The sequence below is a fragment of the Faecalibacterium prausnitzii genome (assembly GCF_003324185.1).
GTDB lineage: Bacteria > Bacillota > Clostridia > Oscillospirales > Ruminococcaceae > Faecalibacterium > Faecalibacterium prausnitzii.
In genome coordinates this window covers 56,939-74,498 of sequence record NZ_PXUP01000006.1, presented here as the reverse complement: position 1 = coordinate 74,498, position 17,560 = coordinate 56,939, and the positions used below count along the sequence as shown (strand labels likewise).

At 59.8% G+C, this 17,560-nt stretch carries 17 protein-coding genes; 14 read left to right on the top strand and 3 right to left on the bottom strand.

The genetic code is table 11. The annotated features are described in order from the left end of the window. Positions 1-53 precede the first annotated feature (53 nt). From C7J97_RS05560 to gpmI, 13 genes are all read left to right on the top strand, one after another. A complete protein-coding gene (locus C7J97_RS05560; RefSeq protein ID WP_097779909.1) occupies positions 54-1,295 on the top strand; it encodes an aminopeptidase in 1,242 nt (413 codons plus the stop codon). Positions 1,296-1,443: 148 nt separating this feature from the next. After that, positions 1,444-1,929: a ribosome maturation factor RimP gene (locus tag C7J97_RS05555; protein ID WP_113992934.1), complete on the top strand. Its 486-nt coding sequence runs from the start codon at positions 1,444-1,446 to the stop codon at positions 1,927-1,929. A 56-nt stretch (positions 1,930-1,985) separates the two neighbouring features. Beyond that, the gene (gene nusA, locus C7J97_RS05550; RefSeq protein ID WP_097783735.1) at positions 1,986-3,092 is read left to right on the top strand and encodes a transcription termination factor NusA; all 1,107 of its coding nucleotides are present in this window, start codon (positions 1,986-1,988) and stop codon (positions 3,090-3,092) included. A 33-nt stretch (positions 3,093-3,125) separates the two neighbouring features. Beyond that, a complete protein-coding gene (rnpM, locus tag C7J97_RS05545; RefSeq protein ID WP_005922334.1) occupies positions 3,126-3,425 on the top strand; it encodes an RNase P modulator RnpM in 300 nt (99 codons plus the stop codon). Continuing rightward, positions 3,409-3,786: a L7Ae/L30e/S12e/Gadd45 family ribosomal protein gene (locus C7J97_RS05540; RefSeq protein ID WP_005922333.1), complete on the top strand. Its 378-nt coding sequence runs from the start codon at positions 3,409-3,411 to the stop codon at positions 3,784-3,786. Before rnpM ends, C7J97_RS05540 begins: the two co-directional genes overlap by 17 nt. Beyond that, positions 3,783-6,254: a translation initiation factor IF-2 gene (infB, locus tag C7J97_RS05535; protein ID WP_113992933.1), complete on the top strand. Its 2,472-nt coding sequence runs from the start codon at positions 3,783-3,785 to the stop codon at positions 6,252-6,254. The genes C7J97_RS05540 and infB overlap by 4 nt, the downstream gene beginning before the upstream one ends. A 205-nt stretch (positions 6,255-6,459) precedes the next feature. Continuing rightward, a complete protein-coding gene (rbfA, locus tag C7J97_RS05530; RefSeq protein WP_015538188.1) occupies positions 6,460-6,852 on the top strand; it encodes a 30S ribosome-binding factor RbfA in 393 nt (130 codons plus the stop codon). Positions 6,853-6,869: 17 nt separating this feature from the next. Beyond that, the gene (locus tag C7J97_RS05525; RefSeq protein ID WP_113621265.1) at positions 6,870-7,859 is read left to right on the top strand and encodes a DHH family phosphoesterase; all 990 of its coding nucleotides are present in this window, start codon (positions 6,870-6,872) and stop codon (positions 7,857-7,859) included. After that, the gene (truB, locus tag C7J97_RS05520) at positions 7,859-8,743 is read left to right on the top strand and encodes a tRNA pseudouridine(55) synthase TruB (RefSeq protein ID WP_113992932.1); all 885 of its coding nucleotides are present in this window, start codon (positions 7,859-7,861) and stop codon (positions 8,741-8,743) included. The genes C7J97_RS05525 and truB overlap by 1 nt, the downstream gene beginning before the upstream one ends. Positions 8,744-8,764: 21 nt before the next feature. Continuing rightward, complete coding sequence (gene ribF / locus C7J97_RS05515; protein ID WP_113992931.1) at positions 8,765-9,682, top strand: riboflavin biosynthesis protein RibF; 918 nt, start codon at positions 8,765-8,767, stop codon at positions 9,680-9,682. A gap of 298 nt (positions 9,683-9,980) precedes the next feature. Then, positions 9,981-11,189, top strand: a complete 1,209-nt coding sequence (locus C7J97_RS05510) for a phosphoglycerate kinase (RefSeq protein WP_055185372.1) — start codon at positions 9,981-9,983, stop codon at positions 11,187-11,189. 103 nt (positions 11,190-11,292) lie between these two features. Next, positions 11,293-12,063, top strand: a complete 771-nt coding sequence (gene tpiA / locus C7J97_RS05505) for a triose-phosphate isomerase (RefSeq protein ID WP_097786034.1) — start codon at positions 11,293-11,295, stop codon at positions 12,061-12,063. Between the two features lie 185 nt (positions 12,064-12,248). Then, positions 12,249-13,775, top strand: coding sequence for a 2,3-bisphosphoglycerate-independent phosphoglycerate mutase (gene gpmI / locus C7J97_RS05500; protein WP_113992930.1), 1,527 nt, complete (start codon positions 12,249-12,251; stop codon positions 13,773-13,775). Between the two features lie 344 nt (positions 13,776-14,119). Here gpmI and C7J97_RS05490 read toward each other — a convergent pair whose 3' ends face one another. From C7J97_RS05490 to aroF, 3 genes are all read right to left on the bottom strand, one after another. Then, a complete protein-coding gene (locus C7J97_RS05490; RefSeq protein WP_113998215.1) occupies positions 14,120-15,202 on the bottom strand; it encodes an FAD:protein FMN transferase in 1,083 nt (360 codons plus the stop codon). Next, positions 15,199-15,621 (bottom strand): DUF3783 domain-containing protein, encoded by a 423-nt coding sequence (locus C7J97_RS05485; protein ID WP_113992927.1) that lies wholly within the window; start codon positions 15,619-15,621, stop codon positions 15,199-15,201. Before C7J97_RS05485 ends, C7J97_RS05490 begins: the two co-directional genes overlap by 4 nt. Before the next feature lie 212 nt (positions 15,622-15,833). Further along, the gene (gene aroF, locus C7J97_RS05480) at positions 15,834-16,847 is read right to left on the bottom strand and encodes a 3-deoxy-7-phosphoheptulonate synthase (protein WP_015538196.1); all 1,014 of its coding nucleotides are present in this window, start codon (positions 16,845-16,847) and stop codon (positions 15,834-15,836) included. Between the two features lie 208 nt (positions 16,848-17,055). Between aroF and ybaK the strand changes: the two genes are divergently transcribed. Then, positions 17,056-17,538, top strand: coding sequence for a Cys-tRNA(Pro) deacylase (gene ybaK, locus C7J97_RS05475; RefSeq protein WP_113992926.1), 483 nt, complete (start codon positions 17,056-17,058; stop codon positions 17,536-17,538). Positions 17,539-17,560: the final 22 nt, after the last annotated feature.

Sequence of the window (17,560 nt, the reverse complement as noted above, 5' to 3'; positions counted from 1 at the left end):
CGCGGTATACTGAGAAAAAACAACGGTGGCTATGCACCACAGGAGGTTCTAACGTGGAAAACTTTAACGAACTGCTGCAAAAGTATGCAGATTTTATCGTCCGGGTGGGTGTGAACCCGCAGCCGGGGCAGACCCTGATCATCAACTGCCCGCTGGAAGGTGCCCCGCTGGCACGGCTGTGCGTGCGCAGCGCCTACGAGGCCGGTGCGCGGGACGTGCAGGTGAACTGGCAGGATGATGCCGTTACCCGCATCCGCATGGAGCTGGGCAGCGAGGACGCCCTGACCGACCACAAGGGTTGGCAGCTGCGCCGCTATCTGGACTACGCCGAGAGCGAGGGCGGTGTGTGCGTGCTGCACCTCATCGCGGACGACCCGGAACTGTTTGCCGGGCTGGACGGTGCCAAGATCAGCCGGGTGAACAGCGCGAACCGCAGCTTTATGCAGCCGTGGCGGGAGTACACCATGAACGACCGTGTGCAGTGGTCCATCGCCGCCCTGCCCGCAGAGCCGTGGGCAAAGAAGATGTTCCCGGAGCTGGACACTGCAGCCGCCATTGAAGCACAGTGGAAGCTGATCTTCGACACCTGCCGCGTGACCGGCGGCGACCCGGTAGGGGAGTGGCAGAAGCATCTGGACCGCCTGAACGAGCTGGGCGCAAAGATGAACGCCCTGGATCTGGAAAGCGTGCATTTTGAAAGCGCCAACGGCACCGACCTGACCGTGGGTCTGGCGGAACAGGCGGTGTGGGAGAGCGCCGGCAGCAAAAACGAGAAGGGCGTGCCCTTCCTGCCCAACATCCCCACCGAGGAGGTGTTCACCGCGCCCCATAAGGATAAGGTGGACGGCATCGTTTACGGCACAAAGCCTTACGTCTTTAACGGTCAGCTCATCAAGAATTTCCACGTTACCTTCAAGGACGGCAAGGTGGTGGAGCACGGCGCCGACGAGGGCGCAGACCTGCTGGGCCAGCTGCTGGATACCGACGAGGGCGCACGCCACATCGGTGAGGTGGCGTTGGTGCCTGCCTCCAGCCCCATCAACCGCAGCGGCAAGCTGTTCTACAACACCCTGTTTGACGAGAACGCTGCCTGCCACATCGCCTTTGGCGACAGCTACCCCGGCACCACCGTAGGCGGCACCGGCCTTTCCAAGGAAGAACTGGCAGCCCGCGGCATGAACCACTCCTCCCTGCACGAGGACGTGATGATCGGTGCAGAGGACAGCCGCATCACCGGTAAATGCCGCGATGGCCGCACCGTGCCGCTGTTTGAAAACGGCGTCTGGGTGCTGTAAAAAAGCCCCAAAGGGCGCGCAACGGTAAAAAAATTGCGAAAATGCTTGCATAAATCGCAAGAGTATGCTATATTCTAGTAGTACGATATAGTTTAACCTGAAACGTGGGCCGCAAGGTCCGCGTTTCTTGTTTGTTTGGAGGTTTTTTATGGCGAAGCAGTCTGGCGGCAACACCGCGCAGAGAGTGGAAGCGCTTGTCCGTCCCACGGTGGAAGGCATGGGTCTGCGCCTGTGGGATGTGGTTTTTGAGAAGGAAGGGCCGGACTGGTATCTTCGCATCCTCATCGACCGGGACGGTACCATGGATACCGACACCTGTGCAGAGGTGTCCCACGCACTGGACCCCATTCTGGATGAGGCAGACCCCATCGACCAGAGCTATTATCTGGAAGTGGGCAGCCCCGGCCTTGGCCGCAAGCTGACCCGCCCGGAGCACTATGAGGCGCTCAAGGGCCAGAAGGTGCGGGCAAAGCTCATCCGCCCCAACGCTGACGGCGTGCGGGAGCTGTCCGGCATCCTGACCGGCCGCGATGGCCGCACCGTGACGCTGGAGACCGAAAACGGCCCCGTGACCTTTGAGGTGAACGCAGCCTCCGGCGTGCAGCTGTGCGACGACGAGGATCTGTTCAACTGAGAAGAACCGTCTCTGATGGAGAAAAGAGAACAAAATATATAGGAGGAACCCGAAAAATGACAGCAGCGAATAAGGATTTTTTTGAAGCGCTCTCCATGCTGGAGCATGAGCGCGGCATCACCGCAGAGTACCTGATCGAAAAGATCAAGGCGGCTATCATCATTGCCGTCAAGAAGAACTATGAGGTCGAGGAGGATCACATCCGGGTGGATATCGACCCCGACACCGGCCGCTTTGACGTGGCACTGATCCAGGATATCGTGGCAGACGAGGACTGGTACGACGAGCACGCCGAGATCGGTGTGACCGAGGCGCGCAAGATCCGCAGCAGCTACGAGGTGGGCGACCGCATCATCACCCCGCTCAAGACCCGCGATTTTGGCCGTATTGCCGCCCAGACCGCAAAGCACGTCATCCGTCAGGGCATCCGCGAGGCTGAGCGCAACCAGCAGCTCAGCGAGATCCAGTCCCGCGCACATGACATCGTGCAGGCCACCGTTACCCGCGTGGATACCGAGAAGGGCATTGTAGCGCTGGATCTGGGCAAGGGCGGCGAGGCTGTTCTGCCCCGCAACGAGCAGGTGCCCGGCGAGGTGTACACCGAGGGCGAGACCCTGCAGGTCTACATCGTGGACGTGGTCAGCACCGAGCGCGGCCCCCGCGTGATGATCAGCCGCACCCATCCCGGCCTTGTCAAGCGCCTGTTTGAGCTGGAAGTGCCCGAGATCTTTGACGGCACTGTGGAGGTAAAGGCCATCAGCCGCGAGGCCGGTGCCCGCACCAAGATGGCTGTCTGGTCCAAGGACCCCAACGTCAACCCTGTTTCCGCCTGCATTGGCGAGCACGGCGCCCGCGTGGCCGCTGTTGTGGAAAAGCTGGGCGGCGAGAAGATCGACATCGTCAAGTGGAGCGAGGATATCTCGGAGTTTATCTCCGCAGCCCTGAGCCCCGCCAAGGTGGTCAAGGTGGAGTTGCTGCCCGGCGAGACCCGCTCCTGCCGCGTCACCGTGCCCGACCAGCAGCTGAGCCTTGCCATTGGCAATAAGGGTCAGAACGCCCGCCTGTGCGCCCGCCTGACCGGCTACAACATTGATATCCGTCCCGAGAGCGGCTACTACGGCGAGGACGAGGAGCCCAAGAAGGACGCAGCAGACGCTGAATAAGCCCGGCACCATCTGCCGAAGGAGGGAAACCGGATGGCACAAAAAAAGATCCCTGCCCGCCAGTGCATCGGCTGCATGACCAGCCGCCCCAAAAAGGAGCTGGTGCGCGTGGTGCGCGCACCCAGCGGGGAGATCAGCATTGATCTGGTAGGCAAAAAGCCGGGACGCGGCGCATATCTCTGCCCGGACCCGGACTGCCTGACCAAGGCAAAAAAGAAAAAGGCGCTGGAGCGCTGCTTTGAGCAGCCGGTTCCCGCCGAGGTATACGACGCGCTGGCTGTACAGCTGGCCGCAGCCGCAAAGGAGGCAGCAGCCGATGGCAAAAAAGAATAACGCCCCCGCAAAACCCAAGCTGCCCCCGGAGGAGGCGCTGTATCAGGCCGTGAGCCTGTGCCGCAAGGCCGGTGCGTTGACCATGGGCTTTGATGCCGTGGAGGAAGCCTGCGTCAAAAGCAAGGCATGGCTGGTGATGACCGCATCGGACATCAGCCCCAAGACTTTGCAGCGTTTGAACTACGCCGTGGGGGACTTGGTGGACGTGTTCACCATGCCGCTGACGCAGGATAAGCTGGCCGATATCAGCCACAAGCCCGTGGCTGTTTACGCGGTGACCGACCGCAACCTCGCAAAGCTCTGCTTCGACCGCCTGTCGGACTGCGGAGCAATCAAAAATGAGGAGGATATGAGCGAATGATCGTAAAATATAAAGTGAGTGACTTTGCAAAGGATCTGAACCTTTCTGCAAAGAAGGTACTGGACGAACTGGCCGCTATGGGCAGCACCGGCAAGAAGAACAGCTCCAATCTGGAGGAGAACGAGCTGAACTACCTGCTGGAAAAGTTCAGCAAGGCAGGCAGCGTGGCAAATCTGGACGAGTTTTTGAACAGCGCCAAGGCTCCCAAGGAGGAGCCCAAGGCTGAGAAGAAGGCCGAGAAGAAGGCTGAAAAGAAGCCCGAGGCTCCCAAGGCTGACAAAAAGCCCCAGCAGCCCGCCGCAAAGGCCGAGCAGCCCAAGGCAAACAATAATAATAACAATAACGGCAAGCACGGCGACAAGAAGCCCGAGCAGCATAAGAAGCGCGAGGAAAAGACCGTTTCCTTCAGCGAACTGGCACGTGAGACCGGCGCAAAGGCTACTGCTGCCCCCGCACAGGCTGTTTCTGTCCGCCGCGAGGACAATCAGGTCACCGTGGATACCCGCACTGTGGATATGAACGTGGATCGCTTTGATGCCCGTTACGATGATCTGGCCTCTACCAAGAACACCGAGAACCGCCGCAAGCCCACTCCGCAGGGCAACAAGCAGAAGTTCACCCAGCGTGGTCAGCGTCAGCGCCAGCAGTTCCAGAAGGGCAAGCGCGAGACTGAGTTCGAGCGTCTGCAGCGCATCCAGCTGGAAAAGGCCCGCAACGCCCAGCTGAAGGTGATGATCCCTGACGAGATCACCGTGGGCGAGCTGGCTGCCCGTCTGAAGCAGCAGGCCGGTAAGGTCATTGCCAAGTTCATGCAGATGGGCGAGATGCACGCCATCAACGACGTGATCGATTTCGACACCGCAGCTCTGCTGGCAGAGGAGTTCCACGCAAAGGTCGAGCACGAGGTGCACGTTACCATCGAGGAGCGCCTGTTCACGCAGGAAGAGGATGCACAGGAGGATCTGGTGGAGCGTCCCCCGGTGGTCTGTGTCATGGGTCACGTTGACCACGGCAAGACCAGTATTCTGGATGCGATCCGTAAGACCAACGTCACCGCAGGCGAGGCCGGCGGCATCACGCAGGCCATCGGTGCATATCAGGTCAAGGTCAACGACAGCCTCATCACCTTCCTGGATACCCCGGGCCACGAGGCATTCACCTCCATGCGTGCCCGCGGTGCCAACATGACCGATATCGCCGTTCTGGTGGTTGCTGCCGATGACGGCATCATGCCCCAGACCATCGAGTCCATCAACCACGCCAAGGCTGCAAATGTCAAGCTCATCGTGGCAATGAACAAGATGGATAAGCCCACCGCAAACCCCGAGCGCGTGATGGAAGGCCTGACCAAGTACGGCATCATCACCGAGGACTGGGGCGGCGATGTGGCCTGCATCCCGGTGTCTGCCCTGACCGGCATGGGCATCAACGACCTGCTGGAGCGCATTGCTCTGGAAGCTGAGGTCATGGAGCTGAAGGCAAACCCCAACCGCCGCGCCAAGGGTGCGGTCGTTGAGGCCCGTCTGGATAAGGGCCAGGGCCCCATTGCCACCATTCTGGTGCAGAACGGCACCCTGCACTCCGGCGACGTCATCATTGCCGGTACCGCTGTGGGCCGCGTGCGTACCATGCGCAGCGACAAGGGTCAGCTGCTGAGCGATGCCGGCCCCTCTACCCCTGTGGAGATCACCGGCCTGACCGCAGTGCCGGAAGCAGGCGACCTGTTCGAGGCTGTTGAGGACGAGCGTCTGGCCCGTGAACTGGCCGAGCAGCGCATCGCTGCCGCCAAGGAGAAGCAGTTCTCCTCCTTCCAGAAGGTCACGCTGGATAACCTGTTCAGCCAGATGGCACAGAACGACATGAAGGAACTGGCCATCGTGGTCAAGGCCGACGTGCAGGGCTCTGCCGAGGCTGTGAAGCAGAGTTTGGAGAAGATCTCCAACGACGAGGTGCGTGTGCGCGTCATCCACGCCGGTGTCGGCGCCATCAGCAAGTCTGACGTCGATCTGGCCGATGCCTCCAACGCCATCATCATCGGCTTCAACGTCCGCCCGGACAACGTGGCCAAGGAAGAAGCTGCTGCCACCAAGGTGGAAATGCGTATGTACCGCGTCATCTACGATGCCATCAACGATGTCACCGACGCTATGAAGGGTATGCTGGCACCCAAGTTCCGCGAGGTCTCTCTGGGCGAACTGCAGGTGCGTCAGGTGTACAAGATCTCCAACGTGGGTACCGTTGCAGGCTGCCGCGTGACCAGCGGCAAGATCACCCGCGACAGCAAGGTGCGTGTGGTGCGTGACGGCATCGTCATCGCCGAGGACGAGATCGCATCCCTGAAGCGCTTCAAGGACGACGCCAAGGAAGTGGCCGAGGGCTACGAGTGCGGCGTGACGCTGGAGAAGTTTGCGGACGTCAAGGAAGGCGACGTGTACGAGGCCTTCAAGATGGAAGAGTACCGCGACTAAGCAAAAACCGAATATATAACAGCTTCCCGGCAGAAAAGGCTTCCCCCGTCCGGGGGAAGCTGTCGAACGAAGTGAGACTGATGAGGGCGTATCTTTCGCAGGTGTGGAGCGTGCGCCCTCATCCGTCGTTTTGGCAGACAAATGCCGCCTTGCCCCGGCCGGGGCAAGGCTTTGGGAAGCTGCCGGACAGAATTTGGAGAAAACTATGTCTCAGAAAAATATGGGCCGTCTTGCGCAGGATATGAAGCGCGAGGTCATTGCCATCATCGGCCGGCTGAAGGACCCGCGGCTGGAGGGCGGTCTGCTGACCGTCACCCGTCTGGATGTGACGCCGGATCTGGATGTGGCAAAAGTGTATGTAAGCGTGATGGGCCGCGCAGACGGCCCCAAGCCCGCAATCGAAGCGCTGAACCGTGCCGCAGGCCATGTGCGCACCGAGGTCAGCAAAAAAATGCACATCCGCAAGGCACCCCGCTTCATCTTTGTGGAGGATGACGGTGCCGCCTACGCCGCCCACATCAACGAGCTGCTGCGCAGCCTGAACGTGAACGGCGAGGAAGAAGCACAGCCTGCTGATACCGAACAGACCGAGGACTGACTGCCTTTGCGGAAAGGATGGATCATTGGATGACAGAACAACTGGATGTGCAGCAGATGGCGCAGCGCCTGCTGGCTGCGGACAACATTTTGATTCTGTGCCACAAAAACCCGGACGGTGACACCATCGGCTGCGGCAGCGCCCTGTACTATGCGCTCAAAGCGCTGGAAAAAACAACGGCGGTGCTCTGCTCCGATGACATTCCGTCCCGCTACGCCTTTACGAACCCACGGCTGTTCAAGGGCGAGTTCGAGCCCCGCACTGTGATCGCGGTGGACGTGGCCGGTTTGCAGCTGTTTGGCGAAAATAACGGTGTGCCGCAGTACGCACGCCATGTAGACCTGTGCATCGACCACCACGCAGGCAACAACGGCTATGCCGATTTTACCCTTCTGGATGCCGGTGCCGCTGCGGCAGCGGAACTGCTGTATCAGGTCATCGTGGAGATGGGGGTGACTATCACCCCCCACATTGCCGACTGCCTGTACACCGGCATTGCCACCGACACCGGCTGCTTCAAGTTCTCCTCCACCACCGCCAACACCCACACGGTTGCTGCAAAGCTTATTGAAGCCGGCTGCCATGTGGAGGAGCTGAACACCCTGCTCTTCGACACAAAGCCCCGTGCCCGCATGGAGGCCGAGCGCATCGCCCGCAACCATCTGGAGTACTATCTGGACGGCCGCTGCGCCCTGATCTACCTGACGAGGGACGAGATCCGGCAGAGCGGGGTAGACCCCGCAGATCTGGAGGAATTGACCAGTCTGCCCATCAGCATCGAGGGAGTCAAGGTGGGTCTGACCCTGCGCCAGCAGCCCGGCGGCAGCTACCGCATCAGCGTGCGCACCGCAAAGGGCGTGGACGCCTGTGCCATCGCCCGGCGTCTGGGCGGCGGCGGCCACACCCGCGCAGCGGGCTGTGAACTGCTGGGCGACCTTGAAAACGCCAAAAATGCGATCCTTGCAGAGGTGGAAGCCGAACTGGACGCACCGCAGGAGGAAGCATGATGCAGGGCATCCTGATCGTAGACAAGCCCATGGACTGGACCAGCTTTGACGTGGTGGCAAAGCTGCGCGGTGTGCTGGGCACCCGCAAGCTGGGGCACAGCGGTACACTGGACCCCATGGCCACCGGCGTTCTGCCGGTGTTCTGCGGCGGTGCCAGCAAGGCGGTGGACCTGCAGCTGAACCATGATAAAGCTTACCGCGCAACCCTGCGCCTGGGTGCACGCACCGATACCGGCGATAGCACCGGCACGGTGCTGGAGACTGCCCCCGTCACCGCCGGAGAAAAGGAGCTGCTGGCAGTGCTGCCGCAGTTTATCGGCCCGCAGATGCAGGTGCCGCCCATGTACTCAGCGGTCAAGATCAACGGTCAGCCGCTGTATAAGCTGGCGCGTGAGGGCGTGACCGTGGAACGCAAGGCGCGCCCTATTGAAATTTACGGCATCGAGTACGGCGGCAGTCCGGCAGAAAACGAGTATGTGCTGACGGTGCGCTGCTCCAAGGGCACCTATATCCGCACCCTGCTGGAGGATATCGCCGCCGCCATGGGGCAGAAGGGCACCATGAGCGCGCTGCGCCGTACTGCTGCCGGTCTGTACACCGAAGCAGATGCCCACACGCTGGAAGAAATTCTTGCCGCAAAGGAGCAGGGGAACGCTGCACTGGAAGCACTGATGCTGCCGGTGGAAAGCGTGTTCACCCCGCTGCCGCTGCTGGTGGTGGAGCCATGGGTGGAGCAGCACCTGTACAACGGCTGTCCCACCAGCCGCTACCCCGCAGCAGACGGACGCTACCGGGTGCGCAATGCCGCCGGGCAGTTCCTTGGCCTTGCCAACATTACCGGCGGGGTGCTCCGGGTGGAAAAACTGTTCGTGGAACGTAATTGAGCAATAAAGGAAACAAGACCCATGCAGATCATTTCTCAGTTTGCCCCGCTGCCGCTGGCACGGCCTGAAAAAGGCACCGCCGTGGCCATGGGCTACTTTGACGGCATCCATATCGGCCACCGGGCGGTGATCGAAGGGGCGGTACAATGGGCAAAGACCCATGATGCGGCTCCGGCGGTGTTCACCTTCCGCCTGCCGGTGGAGAATAAAATGAAGGGCAAGCGCCTGCTCTCTACCGAGGATAAGCACGCCCTGATCCATAGCCTTGGGGTGGAGTATTATCTCACCCCGGACTTTGAGGCGATCAAGGCGCTGAGCCCGGAGGAGTTCGTGCGCGGCATCGTGGAAAACTGCCACGCCCGGGCGCTGTTTTGCGGCGAGAACTTCACCTTTGGCGCAAAGGCTGCCGGTACGCCGGAGCTGCTGCGCACCCTCTGTGCCCCTCTTGGGGTAGAGGTAGTGGTGGTGCCCATGGCACAGTTTGAGGAAAAGCCGGTGTCCTCCACCCGCATCCGCACCGCGCTGGAGGGCGGGGACATCCCGGCCGCCAACGCTATGCTGGGCATGCCCTACGCCATCCGCTTTGCGGTGCAGCACGGGGCAGGGCTGGGACACACCCTCGGCGTGCCCACCATTAACCAGCTGTACCCGCAGGGCTTCCAGATGCCCCGCAGCGGCATTTATATCACCCGCACCTGCATCAACGGGGTGTGGTATCCCTCGGCCACCGGTCTGGGCAGCCGCCCTACTGTGAACGATGACGCCACCAAGGTGACCTGCGAGACCTTTATCCCGGGCTTTTCCGGCAACCTGTACGGCACCGACCCGGTGGTGGAGTTCTACGCTTACCTGAGTCCCAGCAAAAAGTTTGATACGCTGGACCAGCTGCGGGATTGTATCAACGATGCCGCCCGCCGCGCACAGGAATATTTTGCATAACGCCTGAACAGCGGAAAAATTATTTTTATTTGGGGTCGAGAAACGCCTGTGGGCGTTTTTCGACCCCTTTTGTCATGAAGGAAAACAGCATTTCCGGCGTCTGCGGGCAGAAAAAACCGCACTTCGGGCAAAATAGACACATTTCCGTGCAACAATGGCAAATGTTTGTTAAACAATTATCTATCTCATATCCTTGCAATACACGCAGTTTTTGTTTATAATAGTAACTGTACGGGGCAACGCCCCGATTGTGAGCGAGACTCTGGTTCAGAATTATAATTTGAGAGGAGTTTTTACCATGGGTTTAGGTAAGAAGACGATCGACGATCAGAACTACTGCGGCAAGAAGGTGCTTGTCCGCTGCGATTTCAACGTCCCGATGAAGGACGGTGTCATCACCAACGAGAACCGCATCAACGCAGCACTGCCCACCATCCAGAAGCTGGTCAACGATGGCGCTAAGGTCATCCTGTGCAGCCATCTGGGCAAGCCCAAGAACGGCCCCGAGGCTAAGTTCAGCCTGGCTCCCGTTGCTGTGGCTCTGAGCGCAAAGCTGGGCAAGACCGTTGTGTTTGCTGACGACGACAACGTTGTGGGCGAGAACGCAAAGGCTGCTGTGGCTGCTATGAACAACGGCGACGTCGTTCTGCTGCAGAACACCCGTTTCCGCAAGGAAGAGACCAAGAACATGCCCGAGTTCAGCGAGGAGCTGGCTTCTCTGGCTGATGCTTATGTGGACGATGCCTTCGGCAGCTGCCACCGTGCACACTGCTCCACCGCAGGTGTCACCGACTACATCAAGGATACCGCTGTCGGCTACCTGATGGAGAAGGAGATCAAGTATCTGGGCAACGCCGTCAACGACCCCGTCCGTCCCTTCACCGCTATTCTGGGCGGTGCCAAGGTTGCTGATAAGCTGAACGTCATCTCCAACCTGCTGGAGAAGGTCGATACTTTGATTATCGGCGGCGGCATGGCTTACACCTTCGTCAAGGCTCAGGGCTACGAAGTGGGCAAGAGCCTGTGCGACGACACCAAGCTGGACTACTGCAAGGAAATGATGGCAAAGGCCAAGGAGAAGGGCGTCAAGCTGCTGCTGCCCGTGGATGCAGTCTGCATCAAGGACTTCCCCGATCCCATCGATGCTCCCGTGGATGTGACCGTGGTGCCTGTCACCGCAATCCCCGCTGACATGGAGGGCTGCGACATCGGCCCCGAGACCATGAAGCTGTTTGCTGACGCTGTCAAGGCTTCCAAGACCGTTGTCTGGAACGGCCCCATGGGCGTGTTCGAGAACCCCACTCTGGCAGCTGGTACTCTGGCTGTTGCCAAGGCTATGGCTGAGAGCGATGCTACCACCGTCATCGGCGGCGGCGACAGCGCAGCAGCTGTGCAGCAGATGGGTCTGGGCGACAAGATGACCCACATCTCCACCGGCGGCGGCGCTTCTCTGGAGTATCTGGAGGGCAAGGAACTGCCCGGCATCGCTGTCATCCAGAACGCATAATTTTTCCGGCATCACAATGGGTGCGGCGGCATTTACGCCGCCGCATCTTTTCTTTTTGTGCAGGCAATTTGTAAATATTTACGAAGGTAAGGAGAAAATAACAATGGATAAGGCAAAGCGCAAGGCTATTATCGCTGGCAACTGGAAGATGAATAAGACCGCCTCCGAGGCTGCTGTTCTGGTGGATGAGCTGATCCCCGCCGTGAAGGACGCTACCTGCGAGGTGGTCATCTGCACTCCGTTTACCGATCTGGTCACCGCTGTGGCTAAGACCAAGGGCACCAACATCCATGTGGGTGCCGAGAACGTCCACTTTGAAAAGTCCGGTGCTTTCACCGGCGAGATCAGCGCCGATATGCTGGTGGATCTGGGCGTGGAGTACGTCATCGTCGGCCACTCTGAGCGCCGCCAGTACTTTGCAGAGACCGACCAGACCGTCAACAAGCGCACTCTGGCTGCTCTGAATGCCGGCCTGAAGGTCATCCTGTGCGTGGGCGAGAGCCTGCAGCAGCGCGAGGAGGGCGTTACCGAGGAGCTGGTCCGTATGCAGACCAAGATCGCTCTGCGTGACGTGACCGCCGAGCAGATGGCAAATGTTGTCATCGCCTACGAGCCTGTCTGGGCCATCGGCACCGGCAAGACCGCTACCTCCGATCAGGCAGAGGAAGTCTGCGCACAGATCCGCAAGGTGGTGGGCGAGCTGTACGGCGAGGCTGTGGCCGAGGCTACCACCGTGCAGTACGGCGGCAGCATGAACGCCAAGAACTGCGAGGAGCTGCTGAGCAAGAAGGACGTGGACGGCGGCCTGATCGGCGGCGCATCCCTGAAGGCTCCCGACTTTGCAGTCATCGTCAATGCAGCCACCAAGGGCTGAGCAACTGCCTTTTCTTAATTAGCTGTTTCAGCGCCCGGCTGCGCCGTTTTTTCAGCGCTGAGCCGGGCGCTGATCTGTTTTTACAGCAGCCGCTCGGGTGTTATGCACCCGCAGGCTGCACTCCCGCAGGCAGGGCGCTTAGCCTTGCCCGCAACGCGTGATAAATTCAAAGGAGATTCAATTTTATGGCAAAGAAACCTGTTCTTCTGTGCATCATGGATGGCTTCGGCTGGGTGCCGAACGAGACCTTCGGCAACGCCGTTGTGGCTGCCAAGACCCCCCATCTGGATGCTCTGATGGAAAAGTACCCCATGACCACCATTGATGCTTCCGGCATGGCTGTCGGTCTGCCCGACGGCCAGATGGGCAACTCCGAGGTCGGCCACACCAACATGGGCGCAGGCCGCATCGTGTACCAGCAGCTCACCCTCATCACCAAGTCCATCCGCGACGGCGAGATGCTCAAGAACCCTGTGCTGGTCAAGAACATGAAGGCCGCCATCGAGGCCGGTAAGGCCATCCACCTGATGGGTCTGGTGGGCACCGGCGGCGTGCACAGCCATGCCGACCACTGGTTTGGCGTGCTGGAGATGGCAAAGCATCTGGGTGCGAAGGAAATTTACCTGCACTGCATCACCGATGGCCGCGACACCGACCCCCACTCCGGCAAGGGCTTCCTGGCTGACCTGCAGGCCAAGCTGGATGAGCTGGGCGTGGGCAAGATCGCCAGCGTTTCCGGCCGTTACTACGCCATGGACCGCGATAACAACTGGGACCGTGAGGAGAAAGCCTACGCTGCCTTCGTCTACGGTGAGGGTGAGCACGCTGCCAACGCTGCCGAGGCCATCGAGGCTTCCTATGCCGCAGACAAGACCGATGAGTTCGTGCTGCCCTGCGTCACCTGCGAGGGTGGCCGCGTGCAGGATGGCGACACCGTCATCTTCATGAACTTCCGCCCCGACCGTGCCCGCCAGATGACCCGCATCTTCTGCGACGATGCTTTTAGCGGCTTCGAGCGCCGCGGCGGCCGCAAGCAGGTGAACTACGTCTGCATGGCCGAGTACGATGCCACCATGCCCAACTGCGAGGTCGCTTATCCCCCGGTGGAGCTGAAGAACGTTCTGGGCGAGTATCTGTCTGCCCACGGCAAGACCCAGCTGCGCATTGCCGAGACTGAGAAGTACGCCCACGTTACCTTCTTCTTCAACGGCGGCGTGGAAGCTCCCTACGAGGGCGAGGACCGCTGCGTCATCCCCAGCCCCAAGGTTGCCACCTACGACCTGAAGCCCGAGATGAGCGCCCCCGAAGTTGCTGCCGAGTGCGTCAAGCGCATCGAGAGCGGCAAGTACGATGTGGTCATCCTGAACTTCGCAAACTGCGATATGGTCGGCCACACCGGCGTGTTCGATGCTGCGGTCAAGGCCGTTGAGGCTGTGGATACCTGCGTGGATCAGGTGGTCACCGCTGTGCTGAACGCCGGCGGCTGCGCCTTCATCACCGCCGACCACGGCAACGCCGAAAAGATGATGAACCCGGACGGCACCCCCTTCACCGCCCACACTACCAACGTTGTGCCCTTTGTGGCAGTTGGCTGCGGTGACGTGAAGCTGCGCGAGGGCGGTTGCCTTGCCGATATCGCACCCACCATGCTGCCCTATATCGGCCTGCCCGTTCCCGCCGAGATGACCGGCAAGAGCATCATCGTGGAGTGATGCCAGACGGGATAACCGGATAAACAAACAAAAGGCTGCTGCACATTGCGTGCGGCAGCCTTTTTGCGTAAAGAGACGATTTTGAATGCCCTCCGCTTTGCTCTGGGCATAAATAGCGGAAAGAAAATTTTTTGTTTGTTTTTCCGAAAAGTCTGCGGACTTTTCGGAAAAACTTTTTCACGGGAGGGGGTGCAATGCCGTTGTCCTTTACGACCCCTTCTGTGAAAAGGGAATAGCGGAGCGTCCGCAGACGCTCCGCTATTCCGAAATAAAAAATAATTTTTCCGCTGAAGATGGCCAGAGCGCACGCGGAGGCCATTTTGATCGTCCCACCTGCAAAAAACTTACTTTTTCAGGTGGCTGTCCCAGCCGCTGGAGGTGGTGGCCTGCTTATCGGGCGTGCACCACATGGCTTCTACGCCGTCCAGCGACTCCACCAGCTTCTGCCCCTCTTCCAGCGGCATACAGAACAGGGCAGTGGTCAGGCAGTCTGCCATGCCGGAGTCCGGGCACAGCACGGTGACGCCGTTGTAGTAGGCAGCGGGCCAAAGGGTGTCCGGGTCGATGATGTGGTGGTAGCGCTTGCCGTCCACCACAAAGTAGCGCTGGTAGTCGCCGCTGGTCACCAGCGCAAGGTCGCTCATGTTGATGGGCGAGCCGAAGATGGAACTGGTGTTGGTATACACCTCAGAAGCGTTCCACGGATTCTCCACGCCACCCGTCCACTGACTGCCGTCCGGCTTTGTGCCGATGGCGCGCAGGTTGCCGCCCACGCTCACCAGTGCGCTGGTCAGGCCCCGGGCTTCGGCGGCGCGGCAGACCATCTCCACCGCGTAGCCCTTGCCCACACTGCCCACGTCCAGCGACATCTCCGGGTCGGACAGATAGACCGTTTTGGCGTCCTCATCGATGACAAGACCGTTGATATCGCAGTGCTGGGCAGCAGCTTCCAGCTCCTCCTGCGTGGGCAGGGTGTTGTCGGCATCGGAAGCGTCCTTTTCAGCGGCTTCGCGGTGGTCGTGCCAGATGCCCAGCACACTGCCCATGGCAATGTTGATCTTGCCGCCGGTCAGGTCGTACATCTGCCGCGCCAGCTCCAGCATGGAGAGAATGCGGTCATCCACCTGTACCGGGGCTTTGCCGGCGTTTTCGTTGATGGTCTTAACGTTCACAACGCCGTCGTAGTCGTTGTAGATATCGTAGAGCTGGTTGTAGGCGATCAGATCCTGATGCAGCGCCTGCATCTGGGTGTTGAACGCTTCCTCGCTCTCGCAGTAGGCGATGACCTGCGTCACCGTGTCGAATACGTCATAAAAGATGGTGGTGTACCGGGTCAGCTCCTTTTTGGGCTTGCAGCCGGCCAGAAGGCTAAGGCTCAGCACCGCCGCCAGCAGTGCAGCGGTTATGCGGGTGATGCGGCTCTTCATACGGTCTGGCTCTCCTTTGCAGCGCTAAAGGCGGTGTGCTCCTCCTGCAGATGCGCCAGCAGGTCTGCAAACATCCAGTTGCGGTTTGCGGGGGTGACCACCGCCTTGAGGGGGATGGTCACCTGTGCCTGCCGCATCAGGTCCAGCAGGGTGTCCACGTCCTTATCGCGGAAGTTTGCCAGCACCAGCGCCGGGGGATAGGCACCGGGCTCCAGCACCAGCGTTCTGGGGGGTTTTACCTCTACCTCGCCCAGCAGCTGGGCGACGGTCTTGCCGGCATCGGCGGGGGCAACGGGCAGCAGCTTCATGCCAAAGGCGGGTGCCATGCCCTCCAGCTTGCCCCGGTCGGCGGGGGAAAGGTTCCAGCCCAGCGCCAGCGGCACCCCGGCGTTCTGGTTGCGTGCAATGTGTGCTTTCATCTTTAAAACCTCTTTCGGCAGTGTTTTTTCAAAATACACTATAGTATACCATAAAACCCGTGAAAAGAAAATGAAAACCCGCCGGTGCACAGAAATCAGGGGTATTTAAGGTAAAATGCTGCTTGGCTGCGCGCGAACTTTCCGGCAAAAAGAACTGCTGCACCCGGTCGGCACAGCAGTCCCTGTGTATAACAATATTCTTTCGGGCGGGCTCAGTTCATTTTTTTGCCGAAGAACTCCACCTCTTTGCCGATGAACTGCATCAGCGCATCGAACTGGTCGGGGGTCAGGCTCTGAGCGCCGTCGCACTTGGCCTTGGCGGGGTTGTTGTGCACCTCGATCATCAGGCCGTCGGCACCGGCGGCGACCGCAGCTTTAGCCAACTCCGGCACCATCCATGCGTGTCCGCAGGCGTGGCTGGGGTCCACCACCACCGGCAGATGGGTCATCTTGTGCAGCATGACCACACCGGCAAGATCCAGCGTGTTGCGCATACTGGTCTCGAAGGTGCGGATGCCGCGCTCGCACAGGATGACGTTCTCGTTGCCCTCGGCCATGATGTACTCGGCGCTCATCACGAACTCTTCCAGCGTGTTGGCAAGGCCGCGCTTGAGCAGCACCGGCTTTTTCTGGCGTCCGACGGCTTTGAGCAGCTCAAAATTCTGCATATTGCGGGCACCCACCTGGATCAGGTCCACGTTTTCAAACAGGGGCAGGTGCTCGGTGTTCATGATCTCGGTCACGATGGGCGAACCGGTGGCGCGGCGCGCCAGCTTGAGCAGATCCAGACCCTCACTGCGCATACCCTGAAAAGAGTAGGGGGAGGTGCGGGGCTTGAACGCACCGCCGCGCAGCAGGGAAGCGCCTGCCGCCTTTACCCGCTGGGCGCAGTAGGTGATCTGCTCCTCGCTTTCAATGCTGCACGGCCCGGCGATGACTGCAAAGTTGCCGCCGCCGATCTTGACGCCTTCCACGTCGATAACGCTGTCGTCCGGGTGGAACTTGCGGTTGGCCTTTTTGTAGGGCTCGGACACGCGGCGGCAGGTCTCCACCACCGGGTTTGCCAGCACCCAGCTTTCCGCAATGGCCTTGGTATCGCCGATCAGACCCAGAATATGGGTGTCGCTGCCCTTGGAATCGTTGATCTGCAGCCCCATATCTTCCAGCTCGTGGCAGAATTCGCGTACCTGTACGTCGGGTGCATCCTGTTTGAGTACGATGATCATAGTATTTTGTCTCCTTTGCCTTTTCCTATCGTGTAAAACGGCGAGGGAGATCGGCTCCTTTGCCGCAGCTTGCAGTGTAAAACTTCAGTGCTCTGAAGTGCGTGACGCTATGATATCACTTCATGAAACTGAAGTCAAGAGAAATTTTGAATTTTTTCGGAAAAAGTGGTAGAATAAAAACAGAGCAAATGTAAAAGAGGGAATAACAATGGGAAAAGAAGCTAAAACCAACGCAATGCGCATTCTGGAACGGGAAAAGGTGGCCTATACCGCCCACGAGTATCCCCACGAGGAGGGGGTGGCGGTGGACGGCGTGACCGTAGCCGCCAGCATGGGCGAGGGCCCTGCCTGCGTTTACAAGACGCTGGTAACGCAGGGCAGCAGCAAAAACTATTTTGTGTTCGTCATTCCGGTGGCGGCAGAGCTGGACTTAAAGGCCGCTGCCCGCAGCGTGGGCGAAAAGAGCGTGGCAATGATCCATGTGGCGGATATCAACAAGGTCACCGGCTATGTGCGGGGCGGCTGCAGCCCGGTGGGCATGAAAAAGCAGTACCGCACCGTCTTTGACGAAAGCGTGCTGACCCAGCAGAAGGTCTATGTTTCCGGCGGGCGCATCGGTACGCAGGTGTGCTGTGCCCCGGCAGATCTGATCCGCGCTGCACGCGCCGACACCGCAAAGATCATTTTTTAAAAATCCGGCTTTCTATCTGGGA